Origin of the sequence: Clostridium cylindrosporum DSM 605 (genome assembly GCF_001047375.1) — a bacterium.
Classification (GTDB): Bacteria; Bacillota; Clostridia; order Clostridiales; family Caloramatoraceae; genus Clostridium_AB; species Clostridium_AB cylindrosporum.
Window position 1 is genome coordinate 157702 of record NZ_LFVU01000027.1, and the last position, 12800, is coordinate 170501.

12 protein-coding genes are annotated in these 12800 nt (G+C 32.5%); all 12 read left to right on the top strand.

The window, feature by feature from the left end:
• Window positions 1–23: 23 nt before the first annotated feature.
• The 12 genes from CLCY_RS09220 to ftsA all read left to right on the top strand — a co-directional run bounded on the left by CLCY_RS09220 (window position 24) and on the right by ftsA (window position 12779).
• Window positions 24–512, top strand: a complete 489-nt coding sequence (locus CLCY_RS09220) for an FtsB family cell division protein (RefSeq protein WP_152668141.1) — start codon at window positions 24–26, stop codon at window positions 510–512.
• A gap of 13 nt (window positions 513–525) precedes the next feature.
• On the top strand, window positions 526–2700 hold the full coding sequence (locus CLCY_RS09225; RefSeq protein ID WP_048570841.1) for a stage V sporulation protein D: 2175 nt from the start codon (window positions 526–528) through the stop codon (window positions 2698–2700).
• 62 nt (window positions 2701–2762) lie between these two features.
• Window positions 2763–4208: a UDP-N-acetylmuramoyl-L-alanyl-D-glutamate--2,6-diaminopimelate ligase gene (locus tag CLCY_RS09230; protein WP_048570842.1), complete on the top strand. Its 1446-nt coding sequence runs from the start codon at window positions 2763–2765 to the stop codon at window positions 4206–4208.
• The gene (locus CLCY_RS09235; protein ID WP_048570843.1) at window positions 4208–5575 is read left to right on the top strand and encodes a UDP-N-acetylmuramoyl-tripeptide--D-alanyl-D-alanine ligase; all 1368 of its coding nucleotides are present in this window, start codon (window positions 4208–4210) and stop codon (window positions 5573–5575) included. The genes CLCY_RS09230 and CLCY_RS09235 overlap by 1 nt, the downstream gene beginning before the upstream one ends.
• A gap of 1 nt (window position 5576) precedes the next feature.
• Window positions 5577–6530 carry a phospho-N-acetylmuramoyl-pentapeptide-transferase gene (mraY, locus tag CLCY_RS09240; protein ID WP_048570844.1) on the top strand — a complete coding sequence of 318 codons (954 nt, stop codon included), beginning with the start codon at window positions 5577–5579 and terminating at the stop codon, window positions 6528–6530.
• Window positions 6531–6545: 15 nt separating this feature from the next.
• Window positions 6546–7655 carry a putative lipid II flippase FtsW gene (gene ftsW / locus CLCY_RS09245; RefSeq protein ID WP_048570845.1) on the top strand — a complete coding sequence of 370 codons (1110 nt, stop codon included), beginning with the start codon at window positions 6546–6548 and terminating at the stop codon, window positions 7653–7655.
• Window positions 7656–7658: 3 nt separating this feature from the next.
• Window positions 7659–8762: an undecaprenyldiphospho-muramoylpentapeptide beta-N-acetylglucosaminyltransferase gene (gene murG, locus CLCY_RS09250; protein ID WP_048570846.1), complete on the top strand. Its 1104-nt coding sequence runs from the start codon at window positions 7659–7661 to the stop codon at window positions 8760–8762.
• A 24-nt stretch (window positions 8763–8786) separates the two neighbouring features.
• Entirely contained in the window at window positions 8787–9530 is a 744-nt protein-coding gene (locus CLCY_RS09255; protein WP_048570847.1) for a cell division protein FtsQ/DivIB, read from the top strand.
• A 13-nt stretch (window positions 9531–9543) separates the two neighbouring features.
• Window positions 9544–10257 (top strand): DUF881 domain-containing protein, encoded by a 714-nt coding sequence (locus CLCY_RS09260; protein WP_048570848.1) that lies wholly within the window; start codon window positions 9544–9546, stop codon window positions 10255–10257.
• A 5-nt stretch (window positions 10258–10262) separates the two neighbouring features.
• Entirely contained in the window at window positions 10263–10646 is a 384-nt protein-coding gene (locus CLCY_RS09265; RefSeq protein WP_048570849.1) for a small basic family protein, read from the top strand.
• Window positions 10636–11388, top strand: a complete 753-nt coding sequence (locus CLCY_RS09270; RefSeq protein ID WP_048570850.1) for a DUF881 domain-containing protein — start codon at window positions 10636–10638, stop codon at window positions 11386–11388. The genes CLCY_RS09265 and CLCY_RS09270 overlap by 11 nt, the downstream gene beginning before the upstream one ends.
• A 122-nt stretch (window positions 11389–11510) precedes the next feature.
• On the top strand, window positions 11511–12779 hold the full coding sequence (gene ftsA, locus CLCY_RS09275; RefSeq protein ID WP_048570851.1) for a cell division protein FtsA: 1269 nt from the start codon (window positions 11511–11513) through the stop codon (window positions 12777–12779).
• Window positions 12780–12800: the final 21 nt, after the last annotated feature.

Genomic DNA, 12800 nt, shown 5'->3' on the forward strand with positions numbered 1-12800 from the left:
TACGGGGGTGAATAAAATTGGTAATGAAAAATAATTATCCAAAATCAAGTGGATATGTTTATGGAAATGTTGCCTATGATTACGAAAAGCAAAAGAAAGTAGTTAAAGAAAGAAAACCTACCGAAAGCCTTAAACCTAAAAAGAAAAAATCAAAAAATAAAGCAAAAATAAAGATAAAAGTAATGTTGACAGTTTTTGTTATATTTGCTATGGCATTTATAACAGTAGGAAGATACACAACTATTTTAACTTTATCATCTGAGATAAGAAGCGAAAAGATGGAAGTTGAAAAGGTTCAAAAAGAAAATCAAAATATTAATGTGGACCTTGCAAAACTAAATAATCTTAAGGCTATAGAAGATGTTGCTATTAGCAAGTACGGTATGGTTAAACCTACAAAAGAAAATACTTACTTTGTAAGTGTAAATCCCCTAAGTAAAAATGTAACTAAAGAAAATAAGAAAGAATCAGCATTAACCACCATGCAAAGGATATTAGGACTAATTTATTAAGGGGGGGTGCTTGTTGAAGTTTAAGCTAAAAACTTCTGTTACTAACAGAAAGAGAATTATAATTCTACTTTTAATTATATTTACCGTTCAGCTAGTTATTATTGGAAGGTATGCATGGGTTCAAATTATGTGGTCACCACAGCTGCAAAAGTGGGCAAAGGAACAGTGGACCTATGACACTAAAATCGATGCTAAAAGAGGAGATATAGTAGATAGAAATGGAGAACCTCTTGCTGTAAGTGGAAATGTTGAGAGAGTTGATGCATATCTAAAGGACATTAGAAAAGCAATTGATAAGAATAAAACTTCTAAGGAAAAGATATCATCTGAGCTTGCACCTATTTTAGGACTTACTCAGGAAGAAATTCTAAAAAAGCTTAACAAAACACTTCCTAATGGTCTACCTATGTCTAGTGTAACTATCTCTAGAAGAATAGAAAAAGATCAAGGAGATAAAATTAGAGAACTTAAATTACCAGGTATAGTTGTAACAGAGGACACAAAGAGATATTATCCAGGCGGAAACTCACTGTCACAGGTTCTTGGTAATACAAATATTGATGGTGACGGTAGAGCCGGAATTGAGAAGCAATACAATCAAGAACTTAAAGGTATACCTGGAAGATTTATGGGGGAAGCAGATAAGTTTCATAGGGAACTTCCATACAATATGTCAACATACATAAAGCCTACAAATGGAAATGATGTTGTATTAACAATTGATCAATCTATTCAGTATTTTACTGAAAAAGCACTGGAAGAGGCAGTGTCTAAGTTCAGGGCTAAGAAGGCTAATGCAGTTATAATGGATCCTAAAACAGGTGAAATACTTGCGATGGCTAGTAAACCGGATTATGATCCTAATAAACCAGTTGAAGGTAGTGCTAGCGAATCTATGGCAAAGTGGAAAATGCCAATTGTTAATGAAAACTTTGAGCCAGGTTCTATTTTCAAACTTTTTACTTCAGCAGCAGCACTTGAAGAAAATCTTGTAACAATGAACGATAAGTTTGTATGTAATGGATCTAAAAGAGTTGGTGATGGTGTAAGAAAGTGCTGGAAATCAAGTGGTCATGGTGTACAAACATTCCCAGAGATATTAAATAATTCTTGTAATGTTGGTTACATGGAGCTTGGCGAAAAACTTGGGAAAGACAAGCTTTATAAGTACATAGATGCATTTGGACTAGGAAAGAAAACAGGAATTGACTTTTTAGGAGAAGAAAAGGGTATTATAATGCCACTTAGTCGAGTTGGTGTTGTTGAAACTGCAACTATAGCATTTGGTCAAGGGGTATCAATAACTCCTATACAATTTATAACGGCTATTGGGGCATTTGGAAATAATGGGGACGTTATGAAGCCTCACCTTGTTAAGAAAATAACCCATACAGATGAAAATGGGAATACTTCTGTAGTTAAAGATTTTGCACCAGAGATAAGTAAAAAGGCTATATCACCTGAAACTTCTAAAACCATTAGAGAGATGATGGAACAAGTTGTTATTGATGGTGGATCAAAAAAAGCAGGAGTAGAAGGGTATAGAATTGGTGGTAAAACAGGTACTGCTCAAAAGGTTGAAAATGGGAAATATGCGCCAGGAAAGTATGTATCATCCTTTGCAGGGATTGCTCCTATTGATAATCCAAAGTTTGTACTTTTACTATCAATTGATGAGCCAGATCCAGCTGTAGCTTACTACGGTGGTCAAACAGCAGCGCCTACAGCACATCAGCTACTCCAAGATATTTTAAGATATATGGGAGTTGCTCAAGATGAATCAATTTTACCTGAAAATAAACAAAAGGTAATGATACCTGATGTCAGAGGAATTGCCTTAGAAGAGGCTCAAAAGAAACTTCGCGATTTAAAACTTGAGGTTGAGGTTGTTGGTACTGGTAAAACTGTATATGATATAAGTCCAAAACCAGGAATGAGTGTTAATCAAGGAACAAAGGTTTCCTTATACCTAGGTGTAGAAGAAAATCTTAAAGGTAAGGTAGCTGTTCCAAACTTTGAAAGAATGAGCAAAGCTGAGATTGAAGGGGTTTGTAAATCTTTAGGCTTAAGTGTAACTTTTGATGGTGAAGGAGTAGCTATAAGCCAAGATGTGGAGCCTACAACTGAGGTTAATAAAGGAAGTACTATAAAAATAACTTTACAGAATACACAGGATTTGAATGAATAGTGTTAGCACAATATGGCGGGGTTCCACCATATTGTGCTATAAACGATTAGGGAGGTATTTATATGAAGATTTCGGATTTAGTAAAAAACATGGAAGAGGTTGAGGTAATAGGAAATGATATAGACATTAAAAAGTTATGCTACAGTACAAGTGATATAGATGAAAATTCCCTTTTTTTCTGTATAGTAGGGCTTAATGTAGATGGACACACATTTATTAAAAAAGCTATTGAAAATGGAGCTAAAGCTATAGTTGTTTCTAAAGATTTAGAGCCTTTAAATGATGTAACAGTTATAAAAGTTAAGGATACAAGGGAGGCCATGAGTTTAATTTCAAGTAACTTTTATGGTAATCCATCTAAGGAAATAGATGTTATTGGTATAACAGGTACAAATGGTAAAACAACCTCTACATTTATGATGAAATCAATTCTTGAAGTGGCAAATAAAAAGACATCACTACTTGGTACAATATATAATATAATTGGAAGTAAAAAGGAAGAAGCTAAAAGAACAACACCGGAGTCAAAGGACCTTCAAGGGTTATTTAGAGATATGATTAATTTTGGTGATGATTCTTGCATTATGGAAGTTTCTTCCCATTCTCTTGACCTAAAGAGGGTTTATGGAGTAGATTTTAAGGTAGGGATATTTACAAATCTAACACAGGACCATTTAGATTTTCATAGTGACATGGGAAGCTATTTTAATGCTAAGATGAAACTTTTCGATAATAGTGAATATGCAGTTATTAATATTGACGATGAATATGGAAGAAAAGCAGTTAATAAAATTAAAGGGAAAGTACTTACATATGGATTAACAAATGAAGCAAATCTTTTTGCATCAGATATATTGATTAGTAGTGAAGGGGCAAAATTTAAACTTAACTATAAGGGGGAATCTGAAGAAATATTACTTCATCTTCCAGGTAAGTTTAACATTTATAACGCATTAGGATGTATTGGTGCAGCATTAATACTTAATATAACCCTTGAAGACATTAAAAAGGGTCTTGAAAGTCTAAGTTCTGTTCCAGGAAGAAGTGAAAAAATAACTTCAAGTAAAGGATTTACTGTAATAATTGATTATGCTCATACTCCAGATGGACTTACAAATATTCTAAGCACAACAAAAGAATATACAGATGGGAACTTAATAGCACTATTTGGATGTGGAGGAGATAGAGATAGAACTAAAAGACCACTAATGGGAAAAGCTGCAGGGGAAATAGCAGATTTTTGCGTTGTAACATCTGATAACCCTAGAGGGGAAGAGCCTTCAGATATAATACAAGATATAATACCAGGGGTGAAAGCAACAGGATGTAACTATACAGTAATTGAAAATAGAAAAGATGCTATAAAATATGCAATTGATAATGCTAAAAAAGGTGATGTAATCGTTATAGCAGGAAAGGGACATGAAACTTATCAAATACTAAAAAATGAAACTATTCACTTTGATGAAAAAGAAATTGTACTTGATTTTCTTAAGGAGGAGCTATAATGGAAAAAATGACCCTAGATGAGATTATTAATATACTAGATGGAAATGTGGTGAACTACAAGGAAAATATAGTTGTTAATGGGGTTTCAACAGATACAAGGACTATAAACGAAGGAGATTTATTTGTTGCTCTTAAAGGTGAAAACTTTAACGGAAATAAGTTTGTATCTAAGGCTGTAGAAAATGGTGCTATATGTGCTATAGTTTCAGAGCCTGTAGAAAGTGATATTCCATATATACTAGTGAATAATACGCTTTTTGCACTTGGGAAAATTGCAGCTTACTATAAGTCTAAGTTTAATATTCCTTTTATAGCTGTTACTGGAAGTGTAGGTAAAACTTCAACTAAAGAAGTTATATCTTCAGTTTTAAGTAAGAATTTTAATGTTCATAAAACAGATAAAAATTTTAATAATGAAATAGGCCTTCCGCATACCTTGTTTAATTTGAAACATGGACATGAGGTTTCAGTTTTAGAAATGGGTATGAACAACTTTCATGAAATAGAGAGACTCTCAGAAATAGCAAAGCCTAATATAGGAGTTATAACTAACATAGGAACAGCACATATTGAAAATCTAGGTAGTAAAGAGGGAATTTTAAAAGCAAAAATGGAAATCACAACTTTTTTTGATAAAGATAGCATACTAATAGTTAATGGGGATGATGAATTATTAAAAACTGTTGGTGATATGCATTATAAGATTATTAAACTTTCTATAAATAATTTAGGAGATTACAATGCTTTTGATGTAATTGATTATGGAGAAGAGGGTATAGAGTTTAAAATAATCTATAAGGGTAGTGAAGAGACTATAAAGGTAAATTCTCCAGGAGTATATAATGTATATAATGCATTGGCAGCTATTGCTATAGCAGATATTCTTGGCATGAGAATAGAAGATATGAAAGAAGGAATAGCAGATTTTGCGCCTTGTGGAATGAGAATGAATGTGAAAACTTTAAAAGATGGAATAAAAATAATAGCAGACTGCTATAATGCAAATCCAGAATCAATGAAGGCATCACTAAGTGTTTTAAATTCATTTAAGGGAAATAAAAAAATTGCTGTTTTAGGAGATATGTTTGAGCTTGGGGATTATAGTGAAACAGGACATAGGGAGGTTGGAATAGATATTAGAAATAAGGCAAATGTTCTTATTGCTATAGGTGAAAATTCTAAATATATTTACGATGAAGCTAAAGATTATATAGAATCAAGGTATTTTCTAAAAAAAGAAGAGGCACAGATATATCTAAGAAATATACTAGAACCTGGAGATATTGCTTTAGTAAAAGCTTCAAGAGGAATGAAGCTTGAAACAGTAATTGACTATATAACTAAAGACACAGAGAGGGGAAACTAAAATGAAAGTTACAATTTTTTCAGCAGTCGTCGCTTTTTTAATAGTACTGCTTCTTGGACCTATTGTTATACCAGCACTTAGAAGATTTAAATTTGGTCAAAGTATTAGAGAAGAGGGACCTAAAAGTCATCAAGTAAAGGCGGGAACGCCGACTATGGGTGGGGTAATGTTTATTATATCCCTGTTAATAACAAGTATAGTTGTTTATCAAAATATAACAGGTCCACTTGCAGTAGCTCTTATTACTACAGTAGGTTATGGAATTATTGGGCTACTTGATGATAGCTTAAAGATAATTAGAAGAAAAAACCTAGGACTTAGGGCTTACCAAAAGCTTATAGGTCAAGTAACCTTTGCTCTTATTTTAACAGTATTCGCTTACAACAACATAGGAAGTGATATACATATACCTTTTACAAGTAGTTTTATTGATCTTGGTTGGTTTTACATACCATTTATGGTTTTTGTAATTGTAGGAGCTACTAATTCAGTTAATTTAACTGATGGACTTGATGGACTAGCATCCGGTGTAACATTAATAATATGTGTGTTTTTTGCAGTTGTAACATTTGGACTTGGGAAAGGAGATCTTTCCGTTTTCTGTGGCGCTATTGCAGGAGCACTACTTGGATTTTTAAAATATAATTCTTATCCAGCTAAGGTTTTTATGGGAGATACAGGATCTTTAGCCCTTGGAGGAGCAATATCAGCACTAGCAGTTCTTTTAAAAATGCCATTTATTCTTTTAATTGTTGGACTAGTTTATGTTATAGAAGTATTATCGGTAATTATTCAGGTAACTTCATTTAAATTAACAGGAAAAAGAGTATTTAAAATGAGTCCAATACATCATCATTTTGAATATATTGGATGGCATGAGACAAAAATAGTATCTATGTTTTGTATAATAACTGCAATATGTTGTCTTATAGGGTTCTTAGCTATTAGTTTTTAAAATAGGAGGCCTTTAATGAAAGAAAAAAGAAATTCTATAGACTTTGTACTTTTTATAGTGATACTAATGCTACTTGCAGTAGGTCTTGTTATGATCTTTAGTGCAAGTATGGTAACAGATTTACAAAAGCAAGGAGATGGATATTATCACCTAAAAAGACAAGCGATTTGGACAGTTCTTGGAATAATTGCAATGCTTACAGCAGCTAATGTTGACTTTAGAAAATTTAGAAACAAAAAACTTATCAAGTTTTCTATGTTAATTATTTTAGGCTTGCTAGTTGTAGTACTTTTTATGCCTGCAGCTAAAGGTGCAAGTAGATGGATTGGAGTTGGAAGTCTTGGATTTCAACCTTCAGAACTTGCAAAGATTATACTTATCATTTATTTAGCTGACTCTCTTGCAAGAAAAGGAAACAATGTTAAGTCATTTATAAAGGGAGTTGTACCAACTCTTTTAGTTGCTGGATTATTTTCAGGACTTATAATGCTTCAGCCTAATATGAGTACAGCTGTTATACTATTTGCAACAGCATTTTGTATGTTATTTGTTTCAGGAGCTAGATGGCTCCATCTTGGTGGTCTTGCAGGAAGTGGAATCTTAGCGGCTGCTGCATTTGCTATGTCTGCTGATTACAGACGTAAAAGAGTATTTGCATTTTTGAATCCATGGCAGGACCCATTAGGTGATGGATATCAAGCAATACAATCACTATATGGACTTGGAGCAGGAGGTTTTTTTGGACTAGGACTTGGACAGTCAAGACAAAAGTGGCTATACATACCGGAGGCCCAAAATGACTTTATATTTGCTATAATTGGTGAAGAATTAGGTTTTATAGGTGCTTTTTTTGTAATAGCATTATTTGGTATTCTTGTTTGGAGAGGGTTTAAAATAGCACTAAATTGTAGTGATAAATTTGGAACTTTAGTTGCAACAGGGATTACAGCATTTATTGCAATTCAAGCAAGTATAAACCTACTCGTTGTATCATCATTTATGCCAGTTACAGGGGTTACACTTCCATTAATTAGTTACGGAGGATCATCACTACTATTTACCCTAGGATCACTTGGTATACTGCTTAATATATCACGTTATAGTAAAAGAAATGGAGTTGAATAGGATATGAGAGTTATAGTTTCAGGAGGCGGCACAGGTGGACATATATATCCAGGTGTGGCAATTGCAAAAAAGATTAAAGATAAGAATAAAGATGTAGAAATTTTATTTATAGGAAGTAAAAACGGACTTGAAGGTGATTTAGTACCTAAGGAAGGTTTTAATATAAAATTCATTGAAGTTGAGGGTCTTAATAAAAAGGTATCCTTAAAAACTTTTTCATCTATAAAAAAAGTTTTTAAGGGATATTCTGGGGCTAGTAAAATTATAAAAGATTTTAACCCTGATATTGTTATAGGTACTGGAGGATATGTATGTGGACCAGTTGTACTTTCTGCTGCATTAAAGGGTATTCCTACAATAATACATGAACAAAACGCTATTCCAGGAATGACAAATAAAATACTTTCAAAATTTGTAAAAAAGATTGCGATAACATTTAAAGAATCAGCTAAATTTTTCCCAGTTAAGAAAGTTATTTACACAGGAAACCCTATAAGAAGTCAGATTCTAAAGGCAGATAAAAACATTTCAAGGGATAAACTTGGGTTTTCAAAGGATAAATCTCTTGTATTAGCCGTTGGAGGAAGTAGAGGAGCCAAAAACCTTAATAACGCAGTACTTGACATAATTCCAGAAATAAAAAAACATGCACTACAATTGCTTTTTATAACTGGAGAAGCCCAATATGATGATATTTTAAAGGAAGCAACAAAGAGAGGGTATAGTTTAGGAGAAGATGTGAAAATTCTTCCATATATCTATAAAATGGAAAATGCTCTTGCAGCATGTGATATAATAATTAGTAGAGCAGGAGCTACCATTTTATCAGAAGTAACAGCACTTTCTATACCAGCTATTTTAATACCATCTCCATATGTAGCTAATAATCATCAAGAACTTAATGCTAATGCACTTGAAAATAAAGGGGCAGCTATAAAGCTTAGGGAAGTAGATTTGCCTAATGGAGTACTAGGTAAAAAGTTATTTTCACTTGTAGGTAACAAGGAAAGTTTAAGTGGGATGAAAAAAGCATCAAAAAGCATGGGGATCATAGATGCATCAGATAAGATTTATGATATAGTATGTAATCTTATATCAAAAAAGTAATATTAAAGCATAGAGGTTTAAGTTATGGCAAGTGGCAAAAGCAAAAAAAGGGCCAAAAAAAGAAAAGTACTTATAAACTTATCGTTACTTTTAATAATATTAGGAATTGTAGCTGGAGTAGGTTTAAAGTCCAGCTATTTTCTTATTAATGATATAAAAGTTAATAACAATAGGGTTATAAGTAAGGAAGAAATAGAAATTTTAGCAAAGCTAAATGGCAGAAATATATTCTTACTAGATAAAAAAGCTGCGATAAGTGAGATTGAATCTCATCCATATGTTGAAAGTGTAAAAATTACAAGAAATTTTCCTTCAAGTGTAACCGTTGATGTTACAGAAAAGAAAATAGGTGCAGTTATAAATCTTAAAGAAGGATATGTTAATGTTGATGAAAATGGGAAAATGGTTCAGGTTGTATCTAAATTTCCACAGGGTAAGATACCTATTTTAGAAAAAATACCTGTTACTAAATATGTACCAAATGGATTTGTCTTTGATAAGGAAGAACAGAGAAGGGCACTTAAGACATGCATACAAGTTCTAGACAATAGAGAAATAAATTCAGTATTTACTGCTTTAGATGTTTCAGATCCCTTTAATATTACTTTTACTACCTCAAATGGGACTAGAATTAATATAGGCACAGAAAGTAATATAGACTATAAAATAGGTCTTGCTATATCTATATTAAATAAAGATGAAGTTAAGAACCAAAAAGGCTATATAAAAATTTTAGGAAATGGAACTGCCGCTTTTAAAAAGGACTAAAGGAGAGGAAAAAATGAAAAGCTTAAAATCCAAGTTGTTACTTGGCCTTGTATGTCTTGTGCTAGGACTTATGCTATCTTTTCAATTTAGAATTACAAATGTTGAGAAAAATGCAGTAACTCCTGGACGTACTCAAGATAGCATTGCTAAGGAAATAGATGAATTAACGAAGCAAAAGCAGGAGTTAGGTAATAAAGTTGAGGAGTACCAGAAAAAGGTAGATGAATATGAAAAATCAGCTGCAAGCGTTAATGAAACAGCTGGAAAAATGAAAGAGGATTTAGATAGCTTAAGAGTACTCGCAGGTCTTACAGATGTTGAAGGTAAAGGTGTTGTAATAACTATTTCACCGATTGTAGATGTTACTACAAAGGTTTCCTCAACAGTACTTGATAATGATGTATTAAGTACTGTAAATGAACTTTTAGCTGCAGGTGCAGAAGCTATATCTATAAATGATGAGCGTTATGTTAGTAATACACCTATAAGAGAAGCAGGGAAAATGATAAAAGTAAATAGTACAAAATTTGATTCAGCAGAACCTTTTGTCATTAAAGCTATTGGGAACCCTAAAATACTAGAGGGAGCATTTAAGATAACTTCTAGTGTAGCAGATAAAATCATACAGCAAAGTGCCTGTGATTTTAAAATTGAGAAACAGGATAAAGTGAAAATACTAAAATATAGCAAAAATGTTGAGTACAAGTATATTAAAGTAGGAAGGTGATTTGAATGATACCATTAATAGGATTGATAGTTGGTATACTTATAGGTTCGTTCCTAAATATTGATATACCTACCGCGTTTATGTCATATATGCCTGTTGCCATTTTAGCTGCATTAGACTCTATATTTGGTGGAGTTAGGGCTGCTCTTGAAAAGAAGTTTAATTCTGATATTTTTGTTTCAGGGTTCTTTGGAAATATTATAATAGCCGCAGTACTTACATATCTTGGTGATAAGCTAAATGTACCAATGTATCTTGCTGCAGTTTTTGTATTTGGTGGAAGGATATTTAATAACTTTGCCTATATAAGAAGAATTATTTTTGGAAGAAAAAAAGATTTAGTAGTTGAACATGGTGAATCTAAAGAGGATGAGAAATATGAAGATTAATGAAGGTAAACTTCTTTTACTTCTAATAGGTATACTTTCAGGGATACTACTTGTAATCTTTATTGTTAATAATTCATCTGAGGCTACAAAAATTCTAACCTACAACCAGTATAAGGATATGAAGATTAAATCAAATAGTTTAAAGGCAGAAAATAGAGGTTTATATAATAAACTATTTGATTTACAAAAAAAACTCAATGAATATCAACATTCTGGGGAAGAAACCGACGATAAGGTTAATAAAGCTATTAAAGAAGAACTTAAATATATAAAGCTTTTCTATGGAATAACTGAAGTTGAAGGGCCAGGAGCTACTATAACCTTAGATGATAATAGAAAAATAGCTTATAGCGATTCACGGGAATTAACAAATATTGCAGTGCAAAATAGTGTTGTACACAACGTTGATTTGTTTGAAATTGTTAATGAACTTAGAAATTCAGGAGCTGAAGCAATAGCAATTAATGGTTATAGAATTGTTGCTGAGTCTACTATAACCTGTGAAGGGCCTACTATAATGATTGATGGAAATAATATCGTTCCACCCTTTGAAATTGATGTAATAGGGGATGTTAACGCGCTTGAATACACTATTTCATCACAGGAGAATAAATTTGGTGACGTTTCTAGAAGAGGACTTTTAGTAAAGGTAGAAAACTTTAAAGATAAAACTCTTCCAAGATTTCAGGGGAAAGATGGCATTAATTATATGAAAGAGGTTAAAGAAGGAAGTAGCAAGTAGCTCTAAATATTTTAAAAAATTTTAAATTATTTAGAGGATTATTCAAATTTATGTTGAATAATAAAATATTGATAAAGAAATTTTAATAGTACTCGAAACAGAATAAGGAGGTTATTTACTAAATGAGTAATACAGTAGTATCGCTTGATATTGGATCATCAAAAGTATGTGTTGTACTTGCTGAAATAAATAAAAAGCAATTTAATATATTAGGTGTTGGAACCTCCGAATGTAAAGGTGTAAAAAAAGGTATAATTGTAGATATTGATTCTACTGTTGAAGCTATTCAAGATGCGGTTTCTCAGGCAGAGCAAATGTCAAATAGGGAAATAAAATCTACATTTGTAAATATACCTGGAGGATATGCATCACTTTATAAAAACAAAGGGGTTATTGCAGTTTCAGGTGATAACAAGGAAATAATCTCCGAGGATGTGAAAAGAGTACTTCAAGCTGCTAGGGTTTTTTCTGTTACTTCCGACAGGGAAATAATAGATATAATAAAGGAACAGTTTGTTGTAGATGGATACGGAGATATAAAAGACCCTATAGGTATGCGAGGGGTCAGACTTGAAGTCGATGTTAGTCTTGTTGTAGCATCATGCACGACGGTTCAAAATATAATAAGAAGTGTAGAAAAATCTGGTCTTAAAATAGATGGCATAGTTCTTGAACCACTTGGAACATCAATGGTAACATTAAGTGATGATGAAAAAGAGCTTGGGGTTGCACTAGTTGATATAGGTTCTGAGACTACGGATATATCTGTTTTTAATAAAGGATCTTTAGTATTTACCAAAATGATTCCTGTTGGAGGAGGACACATTACAAGTGACATATCTATGGTATGTAAGATTTCTCACTCAGACTCTGAAAATCTAAAGAAGCAGTATGGGGTTTCTACAAGCACACTTGTAAAGCCAGAGGATACAGTGAAAATAAGCGCTTTAGGTGGTAAGGGAGAAAAAAACGTAAGTCTTTATGAAGTATCTCAAGTTATGGAGGCTAGAATATCAGAGATATTATACTTAATTAGAGATACCTTGGAAAAAGAAGATTTAGGTGAGAGTTTGTCTGCGGGAATTGTAATTACAGGGGGAGGATTATTTAATATAAAAGGAATACAAGAAGTAGCTCAGGCTCACTTTAATGTTCCAGTTAGATTTGGTTATCCAAACTTTATTGGTGTTGCAAGTCCAATGTATTCTGCTTCAACCGGAATAGCAGTTTATGCTCTAAAAAATAAAAAAACAAGTGAAACATTAGCAAACGAATTTAGAAATGACGCAGCAGATGAAGTTGCAGTAGATGGAGATTATGATTTAGACGAACAGGAGGAAAAGTCAGGAATCTTTAATAGAGTTAAGGAATTCTTTACAGACTTTTTCTAAAACATAAAAGGGGGTAAATAA